Genomic DNA, 14,007 nt, shown 5'->3' on the forward strand with positions numbered 1-14,007 from the left:
CGCACCATGGACCCTGTCGGCGACGAGGCCGGCCATCAGAACGTAAGGAACGCAATGAGGAAACCAGCAATGACGCGGCGGCTCATCGGCACCACCATCGTGGCTTCGACCCTGGTGCTCGCGCTGAGCGCGTGCGGGGTCACCGGAAGCGCGTCGACGACGGCCACCGACAGCGGCCCCTACAAGGGACTGCAGGTCATGGTGCCCAACGCCCCGGGCTCCGGCTACGACGTCACCGGTCGCGCCGCGGTGCGGGTGATGGACGAGATAGGGGTCAGCTCCGGTACCGAGGTCACCAACCTGGCCGGGGCAGGCGGCACGGTCGGACTGGCCCGCACCCTCACCGAGAAGGGCAACCCGAACTTCCTGCTCGTGATGGGCCTCGGCGTCGTCGGCGCCGCCTACACGAACGAGGGCGACGCGAAGGTCGCCGACGCCACCCCGATCGCCCGCCTGATCGAGGAAGCCGGTGCGATCTTCGTGCCGGCGAACTCGCCGTACCAGACCCTCGGCGACCTGGTCGCGGCGTGGAAGGCGGACCCCGCGAACTTCGCGGTCGGCGGGGGTTCCTCGCCGGGCGGCCCGGACCACCTGCTGCCGATGCAACTGGCGGATGCCGTCGGCATCGACCCGGGCGCCGTCAACTACATCGCCTACGACGGCGGCGGCGAGATGCTGCCGGCCATCCTCGGCGGCAAGCTCCAGTTCGCGGCCTCCGGCTACGGCGAGTTCCTCGAGCAGATCAAGTCCGGCGAACTCCGCGTACTCGCCGTCACCAGCGAGGAGCGAGTCCCCGTCGTCGACGCCCCCACCCTCACCGAGGAGGGCGTCGACCTGGTCTTCACCAACTGGCGTGGGCTGCTCGCTGCACCGGGCATCACCTCGGCCGAGCGGGCCAGGCTCGTCGGCGCCGTCACCGCGATGCACGACAGCAAGGAATGGGCGAAAGTCGTCAAGGACAACGGCTGGACGGATTCCTTCAGCACCGGCACGGCGTTCTCCTCCTTCCTCACCGACCAGGACAAGCGCGTCGCCACGACGCTGAAGAGCCTGGGACTGGTGTGACCGCGCCGCGCACCCTGATGCGCGGCCGCTCCGAGCTGGGTGTCGCAGCCCTGCTCGGAGTGCTCGCCCTCGTCGTCGCGGTGGACGCGGCGGGCATCCGGCACACCGCCGTCAACGCGGGCGTGATGGGGCCGCAGGTCGTGCCCACGGTGATCTCGGCGGGACTCGGTGCCTGCGCGCTCGCGCTCACCGTCAACGTGCTCCGCGGCGGCCACGGCCACCCGGAGGAGGGCGAGGACATCGACCTCACCACTGGGGCGCACTGGCCCACCCTGCTCGGCCTGGCCGGGCTGATCCTGGCCGCCGCCCTGACCATGGATGCCCTCGGCTTCGTCATCACGAGTGGGCTCCTCTTCTACGGCTCGACACTGCTGCTCGGCTCCCGGCACTACGTCTGGGGCCTGCTCATCGGGGCGGCCCTGGCCGTGGCCACCTTCTACGGCTTCGTGCTCGGTCTCGGCATCCCCCTGCCGGCCGGCCTGCTGACGGGAATTCTCTGATGGACAACCTCACCCTGCTGATGGAGGGGTTCGCGAATGCGCTCACCCTCCAGAACCTGCTGTTCGCCCTGATCGGGGTGCTGCTGGGCACCGCCGTCGGCGTGCTGCCCGGCATCGGCCCCGCGATGACGGTGGCCCTGCTGCTGCCGCTCACCTATGCGCTGGACGTGACCGGCTCGCTGATCATGTTCGCCGGCATCTACTACGGCGGCATGTACGGCGGCTCGACCACCTCGATCCTGCTCAACACCCCCGGCGAGTCCTCGTCGGTGGTCACGGCGCTCGAGGGCAACAAGATGGCCAAGGCCGGCCGGGGCGCCCAGGCGCTCGCGACCGCGGCGATCGGCTCGTTCGTGGCCGGCACCATCGCCACCGCCGCCCTCGTCTTCGTCGCCCCGTTCATCGTGTCGATCGCGATCAGCCTCGGCGCCCCGTCGTACTTCGCGATGATGATGTTCGCCTTCATCGCGGTGAGCACCGTGCTCGGCACCTCCCGCATCCGTGGGCTCTCCTCCCTATTCATCGGGCTCGCGATCGGGCTGGTCGGCATGGACGCCACCACCGGGCAGCCGCGGATGACGTTCGGCCAGCCGCTCCTGGCAGGCGGGATCGACGTGGTCGTGATCGCGGTGGCCCTGTTCGCCGTCGGCGAGGCGCTCTGGATCGCCGCACACCTGCGGCACGGCAAGCCCGCCACCATCCCGGTCGGCGTGCCGTGGATGGGCAAGGACGACTGGAAGCGCAGCTGGAAGCCGTGGCTGCGCGGCACCGCGATCGGCTTCCCGTTCGGCGCCATTCCGGCCGGCGGGGCCGAGATCCCCACCTTCCTCTCCTACGTCGTGGAGAAGAAGCTGTCCAGGCATCCAGAGGAGTTCGGCAAGGGCGCGATCGAGGGCGTCGCCGGGCCGGAGGCCGCGAACAACGCCTCCGCCGCCGGCACGCTCGTGCCGCTGCTCACCCTCGGCCTGCCCACCACGGCGACCGCCGCGGTGATGATCGCCGCGTTCAACCAGTACGGAATCCACCCGGGCCCGCTCCTGTTCAAGACCGAACCGGTGCTGGTCTGGACCCTGATCGCGAGCCTCTTCATCGGCAACACGCTGCTGCTGGCGCTCAACCTGCCGCTGGCGCCGTTTTGGGCGAAACTGCTGCGGATCCCGCGGCCCTACCTCTACGCGGGAATCCTGTTCTTCGCGGTGCTCGGGGCGTACGCGGCCGGGTTGCAGGCGCTGAACATCGTGATCCTGCTGCTGATCGGAGCGCTGGGCTATGTTGCCCGCCGCTACGGATTCCCGGTGCTGCCGATCATCGTCGGCGCCATCCTCGGCCCGGAGATGGAACGGCAGTTGCGCCGGTCGCTGCAGATCAGCGCCGGCGACCCGGCCGCGCTCGTCGGGGAGCCGCTGGCCGTGGTGATGTACTCGGCGATCGTGATCTTCCTGGTGGTGCCGCCGCTGGTGCGGCTCGTGCGTCGTCGGTGGGTGCGCCGCCCGGATGTCCCGGCGGGCGAGGAGACGAAGCCGGAGAACGCCGACACACCGGACTCTCTCGTGCGCTGAATGCTTTAGCTGCTAAACTAAATCCACTGGATGGAAGCGGTGGACGATGGGCAGGCAAGCGGGGATCGCCGACGGAGGCCGGGAGGGCGGCGCGAGCCGCCAGCAGGGCCTCGCCCGGGTGCTCGCGGCGATCGGCACGGTGAACCGCGAGTTCACGGCGCGCGGCAGCTACCCGTTCCAGGACCGGGCGCTGGGCCGGTCCCAGCTGGACCTCCTCTTCGTGCTGTCGCAGGCGGGCGGCACCGGCACCGGGTCCGGCACCGGCACCGGCACCGGGTTGGGCGTCGGCGGCCTGGCCGCCGCGCTCGGCGTGACCAGCGGCGCGGTGACCCAGCTCGTCGACGCCCTCCGGTCGGAGGGCCTGGTCACCAGCGAGGTCAATCCCGCCGACCGGCGGGGCCGCATCATCCGTCTCACGGCCGACGCCGCCGTGGAGGTCGACGCGTTCCAGCGGGAGTACGCCGTCGCCCTGGCGCCGCGATTCGACGCCCTGACCAGCGCCGAAGTGGTCGAGCTGGAACGACTGCTGAACAAGGTCCAGGCGGCGCCGGACCCGGCGCCGGCATCGACAGCCCGAGGTGCAGGCCCGCGGGTGAAGAAGAAATGAGCACCTGATGGGCAGCATCCTCGTGACCGGAGCCTCCGGAACGGTGGGGCGGGCGGTGGCCGGCGCCCTGGTCGCGGCCGGCGAAGACGTCGTATCGGCGGTGCGTGCTCCGGGGCCGGGCGGCGATGCCTCGGGTGCAGGCATCGTGCCGGGCAGTGAGGCGCGCGAGTTCGACTTCGCCGTCCCGTCCGGCTGGGCGGGCGCCTTCGCCGGGGTCGACCGCCTGTTCCTGCTTCGCCCCCCGGCGATCGCGAACGTCGGGGACACCCTGCTCCCGGTGATCGACGTGGCGCTGGAGCAGGGCATCCGTCAGATCGTGTTCCTCTCCCTGCAGGGCGTGCAGTTCAACACCGCCACGCCGCACCACGCCGTGGAGAAGCACCTGAGAAAGCGGAAGGCGCCCTACACGTTCCTGCGGCCGAACTTCTTCATGCAGAACCTGTCGACCGTCTACCGGGACGAGATCCGGGAGCGAAGCGAGATCTACCTGCCGGCCGCCGGCGCCCACACCGCGTTCATCGATGCCAGGGACATCGGCCGGGTCGCCGCGCGCGTATTCACCGAACCGGGACACCTGGGCAGGGCCTACACGCTCTCGGGCGAGCAGTCGCTCACCTACGACCAGGTCGCGAGCATCCTCTCGGAGGTGCTCGGCCGGCGCATTAGTTACGCCCGGCCGACCGCTGCGGAATACAGCGCCCGACTCGCGGCCCGGGGTGCCTCCGCGGACTTCATCGCGGTGCAGGAGATGATCTACCGGATCGTGCGGCTGCAGGTGTCAGCCCTCCCGAATCGTGCCATCCGAAGGTTGACCGGAGCGCCTGCGACCTCATTCCGGCAATTCGCGCTCGACCACCAGGCGTTCTGGAAGTAACCGGCTGCCCGGAGCGTCTGGTCAGCCGGTCGCGCCGGACGGGCGCACGACCTCGCTGCGCTGGGTGAGCTCGATCACCTTTTTGGTGCCGTTCGTGAGGGTGACCTCCACCTCGAAAGCGTGGTCCACGGCGTCGCTGCGCACGAACCGGGTGACGGTGCCGCCGCCCACCTCGGCGAGGGCGACCTGCTCGGCGCTGGTACGCTCGACGCTGGCATGCTCGGCGCCGTCCAGGGCGCGCGCGGGCAGTCCGGCCGCGGCATCGCCGAGCCAGCCGGGCGCGCTCACCCAGACCACGGCGAACGACGCGTCGAGTTCGACGGTCACCTCGACCCCGTTCGCGAGCCGGGTCTCCACGGCGTAGGGCGGGCCGGGGGCGGTGCGGCGGTGGGCATCCGTCACGGTGCCGGGGCCCAGCTCGGCCAGGGCGGCGTCGCTCGCGTGCGCGAGCACCGTGCCGGTGAGCCGGGTGTCGTCGGTTCCGCCCGCGGAGGCGATCCCGGCCGTCGCGAGCAGCGCGGCCGCGCCCACCACGGCAGCGACGATCCACGTTCGCGTCTGCAGCCTCGTTGTCGTGATGAAACTCATGCCCCCCAGTGTGGGGGACAGACCCCGCATTCGGGTGACAGCCGCGCCGAGAAATTCTCGCTTCCCAGCTGCGTGATGACAGCGGTCGTCTCCCTCAACCGTGCGGTTACCCGCGGGTCGGCGCCCACCGTTCGAGCAACGCCCAGAACGCCCGGGCCAGCTCGGGGTCCGCCGCGTCGGCGCTCGGCTCGGTGACCCGGGCGCCGTCGAAGTACGCGCCGCCGGGCAGGGCAGGGTCGCGTTCGGCCCAGTCGGCCTCGAGGTTCGCGGCGGCGCGCGGGGTGGTCGCGAACGGCATCAGCGGCAGCACCCAGCGCAGCAGCAGGCGCATGCTGCCACGGGCCGTGGCGGATGCCGTGACCGGCACGAAGCCGGGACAGACATCGTCGGCGTGCACCCCGTCCCCGCCGTGCCGGCGCTCCCACTCCCGGGCCAGCCACAGCTGAGCGAGTTTCGCGTTTTTGTAGGCCCGGTCGGGATGGTACTCGGCGTCGAGGAACGGGTCGTCGAACCTGAACCGCACCGGCACGCCCCGACTGCCGGGTTCGTGCAGTGCCGACCCGATGAAGACCAGGCGGGACGGCCTGGCCAGAGCCGGGAGCAGCAGCGTGCTCAGCAGGTACGGCCCGACGGTGTGGATCTGCAGCGTCTCCTCCAGCCCGTCCGAGGTGATCCGGCGCTCCGGCGGCGGCGCGAGGGTGCCGGCATTGTGCACGACCACCTCGAATCGGCGGCCCTCGCCCAGCAGAGTGCCGGCGAGCCCGCGCACGCTGGCGAGCGAGGCAAGGTCAAGCGGCCGCCACTCCACCTTCGCCCCCGGCACGAGCCGCGCGTACTCGGCCCGAGCCGCCTCGCCCGCGCCGGGCCGGCGAGCCGTGAAGACCACGTGGTGGCCCCGGCGAAGCAGCTCCAGCACGAGCAGACGACCGATGCCGCGGTTGCCGCCGGTCACCAGGATGGTCTTCGGGCGAAGCGGTTCGGTCATGCCCGGAGCGTAGTACCGTCCGCCGATTCCGTGGCAGGTTCGCAGGCGTCCCGGGCCGCGTCGACCGTGGCGAAGTGTTCCAGCGCCGCTCGCACCCGGGGCGACGGCTCGTCGCCGGGGTCCCGCACGGTCGGCAGCACCAGCTCGGGCAGCTCGTCCGCCGACGGAAAGTTGGTGTACACGTCGCGCAGGAACCGGTCCAGGCGGTTCCTCTGGCTGGGGGCGTCGGTCCAGCTGCGGGGCAGACGGTCGGGCTCGGCCAGCGGGTCGAAACCCAGCAGCTCAACGCGCCGGGCGGATGCGGCGGTTCGCGCGGCCGTGTTGTGGCGCCGCCAGGTGGGGTTCGACATGACGGCCCCGGCAGCCAGGAGCAGGGCGCCGACGCCGACGACACTGATCGGAATCGCCGAGTGGATGCTGACCGCGCCGTCCGTGACCACCAGCACCAGTGCGGTGGCGAGGGCCATCGCCTTCTGCGCCTCGGCGACCCTGGCCTGCGGTCCGGCGAGCCGGCCCTGGGAATCCACGGCGAGGTACGCGGCGACGAGGGCGTCGGCCGTGGCGAGCAGAGCGTCGCCGGTGAATCGCCGGGAATACCCCTTTCGGGGGACTGCTGTCCGTTGACCGCGAGTCGCTAGATTCGTTTCAGCAGCCGGGGAGAGCGATGACGATGGACAGTTCAGCCATGCGGCAGCGCTTCCCGGCCCAATCGGTCATCGAGCAGCTGCTGCACGAGCAGGGGAGCACGCCGCCCCTGTCGTGGCCTGCGCGCCTCTTCGGCGGTTCACCGCTCGGCGTCGACGGGATGCCCCGGTACCTGGGGGCAAAGGGTGAGATCACCGTCGGAGCCCTCCTCGAGACGCTCCCGCCGGACTGGATCGTCTTCCACGCCATTCCCGTCGCCGGCCGCGGCGCCGACATCGATCATCTCGTCGTCGGCCCCGGCGGCATCTTCACCATCAGCTCCATGCACCCCAGCAGCACGACCGGCCGCCACGGTGCCGACGTCTGGGTCGGCAAGCGCACCATGCTGGTCGCCGGTCGAAAGGTTCCCCACCTGAGCGACGCCGAGTTCCAGGCCGAACGGGTCACGAAACTGGTGCGGGAGCGGATGCCGCTGCTCACGCCGGTGCAACCGGTGATCGCACTGGTCGACCCGAGGCGCCTGACCATCGCGGACAAGCCCGAGCAGGTCAAGGTGATCGACGCCCGGGACCTGCGCCGCTGGCTGGTCAAGCTCCACCCCGTGCTGAGCGCCGGGGAGGTGCAGGAGGTCTCCGATCTGGTCGACAGCCCGAACACCTGGCGCCCGCTGCCCCTGGCCGAGACCGACGACGACCTGATGGACCGCTTCACCGTGCTCGATGCGCGGGTGCGGTCGGCGGGCATCCGTCGCCTGCTCTGGGCTCTGGTCGGTGCGGCCTCCGCGATCGGCGGCAGCATCGCGTTGCTGCATGCCCTCGAAGCGACCCGGCTCGCCGGCTGAGCCGGCGCCCGCGCGCCTGAACGTCGCATCGAAGACACTTTCGCGCTGCCCTACCTCGGCTACGCGGCCACCCCGGGGCTGAACCGGTTCGGCCTCGACGTCTAAAACGGAGGCTGACCGCCGCGGTCCGAGTTCCCTCCCGGCGGGCTAGGTTGGGGAGGGTGACCAGCGACCTGACGGATGATGCGACCGGCTTCCTGACCGAACGCCACCTCGGCGTTCTGTCCACCCTCGGATCGCGGGGCGGCATCCACTCGGTGCCGGTCGGGTTCACCCTCGACGGCGGCGTCGTGCGCATCATCACCTCCGACGGCACCCAGAAGGTGCGCAACGTGGAGCGCGGCGGCCAGGCCACCCTCGCCCAGGTCGACGGGCGCCGCTGGATCTCGTTCGCCGGCCCCGCAAGCATCGACCGCGACCCGGCCGCCGTCGCCCGGGCGGTGGAACTCTATGCCGCGCGCTACCAGCAGCCGCGCGTCAACCCGATCCGGGTCGTGATCGAAATCGACGTGGTCACAGTGATGGGTTCGCCGCGGATGCGTCCGACCGGCGTCACGGGGACGAGCGACTAGCGAATCAGGACTCCGCGGGGAGCCGCCGGTGAACCTCATCGGTCAGGGCGTCCAGGGCCCGGCAGATGCTCACGAGAGCCTCTTCGACGCCCCGCGGGGCCGCGCCGTCTTCCTTGATGGTGTTGATGTGCCCCTCGAGCAGGCCGAGCTGGGTCTGGACGATCGTCATGTTGTCAACCATCAACCCAGCGTAGGCGGGCCGCCGAGGCCGCTCGTCCGACGGGTCGTCGGGATCGACGTCGCCGCCCGAACCTGACCGGGTCCGGGCTCGATGACAGATGATGGAGTCATGAGTACACCGCGCGTTCGCCGGGTCGTCGGCGCGGCCGTCGTGCTGCTGATCGCGCTCGCCGCGGCAGCGCTGTGGCAGGCCCACGGCCCGCAGGCCGGGGTCTCCGGGGCCCCGCCCGGCCCGGCGAGCTCCCCGGCCGCCTCGGCCCACCCCGGGGTCGGGCACATCACGGTGATCAACCTCGAGAACAAGGGCTACGACCAGACCTGGGGTTCCGGCTCGCCGGCTCCCTATCTGTCGTCCACCCTCCGCGCCCAGGGCGTGCTCCTCACCCAGTACTTCGGGGTGGCCCACCACTCGCTACCGAACTACATCGCGCAGATCTCGGGCCAGGGCCCGAATCCGCAGACCCAGTCCGACTGCCAGACCTACACCGCGTTCGACCAGACCGGCACGGCGGCGTTCGGCCAGGCCGTCGGCGAGGGCTGCGTCTTCCCGGCCGGCGTGCCCACGGTCGCCGGCCAGCTCACCGACACCGGCCGCACCTGGAAGGGGTACTCGGAGGACATGGGGGAGTCCTGCCGGCATCCGGCGCCCGGCACCCGGGACGACACCCAGCGGGCCAGGCCCGGCGACCAGTATGCGGCCCGGCACAACCCGTTCGTCTACTTCGCCGGCATCACCGGCTCGCCGGACTGCGCCCGCAACGTGCTGGACCTTGACGCTCTGCCCGCCGCCCTGTCCGCCGTCGACAGCACCCCGAACCTCGCGATCATCACCCCGAACCTCTGCCACGACGGCCACGACGCGCCCTGCGTCGACGGGGAGGCCGGCGGCCTGGCCGCGGCCGACGGGTGGCTGCGGGAGTGGGTGCCGCGCATCCTCGCCTCGCCCGCGTTCCGGCAGGACGGCATGCTCGTGATCACCTTCGACGAATCCGACAGTGTGGCAGCCGACTCGACCGCCTGCTGCGGCGAGTCGGCCGGGCCGAACGCAGACCGGCCCGGCATCGACGGCCCCGGCGGCGGCCGGGTCGGCGCCCTCGTGCTCTCCCCGTTCATCGCGGGAGGCACCGAATCGAACACGCCCTACAACCACTACAGCCTGCTCGCGAGCATCGAGGATGCCTTCGGCCTGCCCTACCTCGGCTACGCCTCCACACCGGGGCTGGCCCGGTTCGGGGCGGATGTCTTCAACATCGCACCCTGACCGGTTCGCCACGCCCCGGCCTGGGCCCGATTGCCGGATGGCTCTGTAATATTGGCCGCTGGGGGAATACCGCGATGGCAGTAAGCAGGACCAGCATGCGGCAGCGTTTCGCCGCACAGTTCATTATCGAGAAGCTCCTCCGCGAGCAGGAGACCAAGCCGCCGCGCGGCAGGCTGGACCGATTCCTCGGCCGCACGCCGCTCGCCGCCGCCAGCGTGGGCTGGTACGACGGCGCCGAGGGCGAGATCGAGGTCGGCGCACAGCTGGCCACGCTGCCGCCGGAGTGGGCTGTGTTCCACGCCCTGCCGATCGGCGGCCACGGCTGGGACATCGACCACGTGCTGGTCGGCCCGGGCGGGGTCGTCACCATCAACACCAAGCAGCACCGCGGCCAGCACGTGTCGGTGGAGCGGCGCACGGTGCTCGTCGGGGAACGCTCCGTGCCTTACATCCGGCATGCCCGGTTCGAGGCCGAGCGCATCACACTCCTGCTTCAGGGACGGCGCCCGCTGGCCGACCCCGTGCACCCGGCGGTCGTGTTCGTCAACCCGCGCTCGCTGCGCTACCGGAGCCTCCCCGACGATGTGAAAGTCGTCGACGCCCGTCACCTGGTCGAGTGGCTGACCGGACTTCCGGTCGTCCTGGGGCCGGCCGCGCGCCTCGGGATCATCGAGGTGCTCGACAACCCGGAGATGTGGGAGGGGCTGCCCGTCGACGGCGGCGCCGGGCTGATGGAACGCTTCACCGCACTCGAGGCGGAGGTGCGCGCGGCCCGGCTGCAACGCCGGGTGCTCTGCCCGCTCGAGCTCGCCCTGGGCGGCGCCGTGTCCGCCGGTCTGATCGTCGTGTTCGCCGGGTTGATCGGCACCCTGTTCGGCGGCTGAGACTGAGCAGAATGCACCGCCTACACCGCGAATATTAACGGCTGGGGCAATTCTCCCAGCCGCCGGGCGTACCCTCGACATACGGTCCGTCACGAAGGCCGGGAGGGGAGCCAGTGGTGTACACCCGTGTGGAATCAAGCACCGCGGTACAGAAATTGGCGATCGGACTGCACGATTGCGCCCGGGATCGGCCGTGGGTCGTCGTTTCGTCACCGTTCGGCACGAGCGTGCCCGAAATCGGGATCGACCAGCTGTCGACCCAGATCGGCGACGTGGCCAAGGTCTTCCTGATCGAGACCGGCGAGCTCACCCGGCAACTCGGCGACTTGTTGCCGCCGCAGTTCCAGGTCTACGGCAGCGCCGGCCGCTCCTACCCGATCGGCCCGGACGCGTTCGCCGACCTGTCCCGTTCCCGCCTCCGGTTCACCCACGGCGACCCGCAGCACGCCACCGACCAGCTGGTGACGGATGCCCTCGCCCACGCCCACCAGGCCGGCCTCTTCGCGCTCGCCCCGGCATCCGTCATCACCGTCACCGGCACCGTCAAGGGCTTCCTGCTCGGCGGCTCCCGCGCCCTCGTCGAACTCGACGACGGCGGGATGGCCACCGTGTGGCAGGAACTCACCTACCCTCCCGTGCCGCTGGACTGGACCCTCGTGCCCGGCCAGCGCGTGCAGGGTGCCCTCGACGCGCCCACCCACCGGCTCAACGTGGAGGTCAAGCCGCCGACGAACGCGGCGATCGCCCAGCGTTTCCCGAACGGCAGCATCACCCTCGCCCTCGTGCAGAAGGTCAGCGCGCAACGCGCCGTGCTCGCCCTGCACCCGCACCTCTCCTTCACCATCACCCGCGCCGACATCTCCCCGAACCCGCTGGACAAGGTCGACGCACTCCTCTCCGAGGGCGACGTGGTGGCCGCGCGGGTCATCCACCTGCCCAGCGGTGCCCTGCACCTGTGCCTGAGCGACGTCGACGACGACGAGCCCGTGCTACCGCCGCTCTCCGCCGTGCGCAACGGTCCGCCGTGGCTGCGCGAGAACCGTCCGCTGCTGCCGGTCGTGGAGGACGACGAGCACGCCGACGAGCCCGTACTCGAGCCTGCCTCGGCGCAGAGCCCGGTTGAGTACGCACGGGCGCAGGCGGCCTCCGAACTGGCCGAGACCTCCCAGGCCGAGCTCGTGGCCCTCGCGGCGATGGCCCACCTCGACGAGTCGTTTCGCCCGCCGCGCCCGTCTCCCGGCCCGGGCCGCAGCCACGCGGTTCGCCACCCGACCGCACCGGCGATCCCGTTCCGCGTCGCGCCGATGCCGGCCCCGCCCGTCCATCCGCACTCCGCCCTGCAGTCAACCCAGCTCTCCCTCGCCGAGGCGAAGGCGCGCATCACCCGCCTCGAGGCCCAGCTCGTCGAGGCCGGCGCGACCGACTCCGACCTGGCCAAGTTGCGCGAGCAGGCACGTTCGGCGCAGCTGCAGCTGCGCGACGCCCTCGTCGAACTCGGAACGCTCCGCCACACCGTCGCCGAACTGCGCGACGAGCAACGCACCCAGAAACGGATGCTGCGGGAGTCCCGCCGCACCGTCGCCGCGCCTCCGGCCTCCAGCGAATACGAAACCCGCCGCGCACAGTGGGAGGACGCCTCCGGCTGGGTGCGCCACGAGATCCTGCTTGCCTGGGTCGACCGGGTACCCGAATCCGACCGGGAGGAATGGCCGCTCCCGCACAGCTACGTGCTCAGCGACCGCTTCGCGGACTCGCTGTCCGGGCTCGACGACGGCCAGCTGGCCAAGGCGTTCAAGGCATCCGTCGACGTGCTGACCGGGCGGGTGAAGACCCTCACCGGGCGGCACCTGCACGCGCTGCGCCAGGGCGCCGGCGCGGCCGACCCGCACCTGCTGCGCTGGGACGGCGCCCGGTGCATGCGCGTCTCCATCGAGCAGAACACGCCGGCCGCCCGCCGGATGCACTTCTGGCAGAAGCCCGACGGCGGGATCGAACTGATCCGCATCGTCACGCACGACGACATGGAGGCTTAGGCCGTATCGTCGTCAGCATGCCCCATTCGCTTCGCCCGCTGCTCCCGCACGATGCCGCCCAGGTTCTGCGGCTGAACAACGCCGCCGTCCCGGCGGTGAACGCCCTCGACGAGGCGAGCCTCGCCGCGCTGCTGGCCGAGTGCGCCGTCGCCGTGGTGGTCACCACGGATGCCGCGCCCGATCAGGTGCTCGGCTTCGCCATCGTCTTCGCCGCGGACGCCGACTACGCCAGCGAGAACTACCGTTGGTTCGCGGAGCGGTCCCGGGAGTTCCTCTACGTGGACCGCATCGTGGTGGCCGAGGGGGCCCGCGGCCAGGGGCTGGGCGAGGTGCTGTACCGATCGATCTTCGACTCGGCCGAGGCATCGGCGGCCGTCGTCGTGTTCTGCGAGGTCAACATCGAACCCCCGAACCCGGGTTCGCTGGCGTTCCATTCCCGCCTCGGTTTCGCCCAGATCGGCCGGCAGTCCACCAAGAACGACACCGTCGTGGTGGCGCTCCTGGCCGCCTCGGTCGGGGAGTTCGCCGACCGCTGACCGGGCGTCACTCGAGCACTGCCAAAGCCTTCCCATACTTCGCGGCCAGGTGCTCCCGCACGCTGACGTCCAGTTGCGCCACCCTCCACGGCTCGAGATTGTCGGCGATATCGGCGCGCTTCACGGCGAGGGCGATCGGGTTGGCGCGGATGCCGGCGTAATAGTCGGCGTCGCTCACGGCATCCGTTCGGGTGAGCAGTTCGACCGCGGCGACGACGCCGCCGGGGATGCCGGCGGCCAGCAGGTCGCTGGGGGAGACATCCGTGTCCTCGAGCACGTCGTGCAGCCAGGCGGTCGCCTGCCCCAGCGGGTCGACGAGACGTTCGGCGACCCGGCGGGGGTGATCGATGTAGGCGGCACCCAGCTTGTCGACCTGGCCGCGGTGAGCGGCCGTGGCGATGGACCGGGCGGTGGCGACGAACGGTGCGACTGCTGTGCCTGGCATGATGATCCCCCTGGGGTAGTGCGATCGAGAGTGAGTGCACGGCCGGCCGAACCTGGAGTCCAATGGGCGCCTGCTCGGCACACGGTAGCGCGCCCCCGTGAACGGGGGAAGTCTCCGTGAGAAAACCGGCAAAACAACCCCTTTCGTGCACCCCGCACTGGGGGTACATTCCGTGACGTCGTCGGGGTCGGATCCGGCCCCGGGCTGCTAGGTTCGAACCAGGTGGTCATCCGACCACCGGCGAGACGGTTCATACGTCTTTCGCAAGGGCACACCCGTTGAGAAACGGGGTCGCAAAGGCACGGGACCTTCGGGTCAGCCGGCCTACCGAATGAATAGGGCCGAAGCAGATGAGCTTTCCACTCCTGGAGACCGACGCCCGCGTCAAGTCCGATGGTCTGACGCAGCCTGATGCCACCCTGACTGTGCCCG

At 71.0% G+C, this 14,007-nt stretch carries 16 protein-coding genes and 1 riboswitch; of the genes, 11 read left to right on the forward strand and 5 right to left on the reverse strand.

What is annotated here, in order from left to right:
- The first annotated feature begins 54 nt into the window (after positions 1 to 54).
- Genes IWX89_RS11755 through IWX89_RS11775 form a run of 5 tightly spaced genes read left to right on the forward strand, consistent with a single transcriptional unit; the run spans position 55 to position 4,605 of the window.
- Entirely contained in the window at positions 55 to 1,065 is a 1,011-nt protein-coding gene (locus IWX89_RS11755) for a tripartite tricarboxylate transporter substrate binding protein (RefSeq protein ID WP_231383204.1), read from the forward strand.
- Positions 1,062 to 1,565, forward strand: a complete 504-nt coding sequence (locus tag IWX89_RS11760) for a tripartite tricarboxylate transporter TctB family protein (protein ID WP_196903743.1) — start codon at positions 1,062 to 1,064, stop codon at positions 1,563 to 1,565. The genes IWX89_RS11755 and IWX89_RS11760 overlap by 4 nt, the downstream gene beginning before the upstream one ends.
- On the forward strand, positions 1,565 to 3,124 hold the full coding sequence (locus IWX89_RS11765) for a tripartite tricarboxylate transporter permease (protein WP_196903744.1): 1,560 nt from the start codon (positions 1,565 to 1,567) through the stop codon (positions 3,122 to 3,124). Before IWX89_RS11760 ends, IWX89_RS11765 begins: the two co-directional genes overlap by 1 nt.
- A gap of 46 nt (positions 3,125 to 3,170) precedes the next feature.
- On the forward strand, positions 3,171 to 3,731 hold the full coding sequence (locus IWX89_RS11770; RefSeq protein ID WP_196903745.1) for a MarR family winged helix-turn-helix transcriptional regulator: 561 nt from the start codon (positions 3,171 to 3,173) through the stop codon (positions 3,729 to 3,731).
- Between the two features lie 7 nt (positions 3,732 to 3,738).
- Positions 3,739 to 4,605, forward strand: a complete 867-nt coding sequence (locus IWX89_RS11775; RefSeq protein WP_196903746.1) for an SDR family oxidoreductase — start codon at positions 3,739 to 3,741, stop codon at positions 4,603 to 4,605.
- 21 nt (positions 4,606 to 4,626) lie between these two features.
- Here IWX89_RS11775 and IWX89_RS11780 read toward each other — a convergent pair whose 3' ends face one another.
- The 3 genes from IWX89_RS11780 to IWX89_RS11790 form a co-directional block, all read right to left on the reverse strand.
- On the reverse strand, positions 4,627 to 5,193 hold the full coding sequence (locus IWX89_RS11780; RefSeq protein WP_196903747.1) for a hypothetical protein: 567 nt from the start codon (positions 5,191 to 5,193) through the stop codon (positions 4,627 to 4,629).
- Positions 5,194 to 5,299: 106 nt separating this feature from the next.
- Positions 5,300 to 6,178, reverse strand: a complete 879-nt coding sequence (locus IWX89_RS11785; protein ID WP_196903748.1) for an SDR family NAD(P)-dependent oxidoreductase — start codon at positions 6,176 to 6,178, stop codon at positions 5,300 to 5,302.
- Positions 6,175 to 6,705 (reverse strand): hypothetical protein, encoded by a 531-nt coding sequence (locus IWX89_RS11790; protein WP_196903749.1) that lies wholly within the window; start codon positions 6,703 to 6,705, stop codon positions 6,175 to 6,177. The genes IWX89_RS11785 and IWX89_RS11790 overlap by 4 nt, the downstream gene beginning before the upstream one ends.
- 158 nt (positions 6,706 to 6,863) lie before the next feature.
- Between IWX89_RS11790 and IWX89_RS11795 the strand changes: the two genes are divergently transcribed.
- Both IWX89_RS11795 and IWX89_RS11800 read left to right on the forward strand, forming a co-directional pair.
- On the forward strand, positions 6,864 to 7,664 hold the full coding sequence (locus tag IWX89_RS11795) for a nuclease-related domain-containing protein (protein WP_196903750.1): 801 nt from the start codon (positions 6,864 to 6,866) through the stop codon (positions 7,662 to 7,664).
- 161 nt (positions 7,665 to 7,825) lie between these two features.
- Positions 7,826 to 8,236: a TIGR03618 family F420-dependent PPOX class oxidoreductase gene (locus IWX89_RS11800; RefSeq protein ID WP_307836532.1), complete on the forward strand. Its 411-nt coding sequence runs from the start codon at positions 7,826 to 7,828 to the stop codon at positions 8,234 to 8,236.
- Between the two features lie 4 nt (positions 8,237 to 8,240).
- Here the strand turns inward: IWX89_RS11800 and IWX89_RS11805 are convergent, their stop codons facing one another.
- On the reverse strand, positions 8,241 to 8,417 hold the full coding sequence (locus IWX89_RS11805) for a hypothetical protein (RefSeq protein ID WP_196903752.1): 177 nt from the start codon (positions 8,415 to 8,417) through the stop codon (positions 8,241 to 8,243).
- Between the two features lie 108 nt (positions 8,418 to 8,525).
- Between IWX89_RS11805 and IWX89_RS11810 the strand changes: the two genes are divergently transcribed.
- The 4 genes from IWX89_RS11810 to IWX89_RS11825 all read left to right on the forward strand — a co-directional run bounded on the left by IWX89_RS11810 (position 8,526) and on the right by IWX89_RS11825 (position 13,130).
- Positions 8,526 to 9,677 (forward strand): alkaline phosphatase family protein, encoded by a 1,152-nt coding sequence (locus IWX89_RS11810; RefSeq protein ID WP_196903753.1) that lies wholly within the window; start codon positions 8,526 to 8,528, stop codon positions 9,675 to 9,677.
- Positions 9,678 to 9,751: 74 nt separating this feature from the next.
- Positions 9,752 to 10,561, forward strand: a complete 810-nt coding sequence (locus tag IWX89_RS11815) for a nuclease-related domain-containing protein (protein ID WP_196903754.1) — start codon at positions 9,752 to 9,754, stop codon at positions 10,559 to 10,561.
- A gap of 227 nt (positions 10,562 to 10,788) precedes the next feature.
- Positions 10,789 to 12,594, forward strand: coding sequence for a hypothetical protein (locus IWX89_RS11820; protein ID WP_196903755.1), 1,806 nt, complete (start codon positions 10,789 to 10,791; stop codon positions 12,592 to 12,594).
- 17 nt (positions 12,595 to 12,611) lie between these two features.
- A complete protein-coding gene (locus IWX89_RS11825; RefSeq protein ID WP_196903756.1) occupies positions 12,612 to 13,130 on the forward strand; it encodes a GNAT family N-acetyltransferase in 519 nt (172 codons plus the stop codon).
- Positions 13,131 to 13,137: 7 nt separating this feature from the next.
- Here the strand turns inward: IWX89_RS11825 and IWX89_RS11830 are convergent, their stop codons facing one another.
- Positions 13,138 to 13,575: a phosphohydrolase gene (locus IWX89_RS11830; RefSeq protein ID WP_196903757.1), complete on the reverse strand. Its 438-nt coding sequence runs from the start codon at positions 13,573 to 13,575 to the stop codon at positions 13,138 to 13,140.
- Between the two features lie 258 nt (positions 13,576 to 13,833).
- Positions 13,834 to 13,907, forward strand: a riboswitch (cyclic di-GMP riboswitch).
- The last annotated feature ends 100 nt before the right edge of the window (positions 13,908 to 14,007 follow it).

It is taken from the genome of Cryobacterium sp. MP_M3 (assembly GCF_015752155.1).
In the GTDB taxonomy this organism is placed as follows: Bacteria; Actinomycetota; Actinomycetes; order Actinomycetales; family Microbacteriaceae; genus Cryobacterium.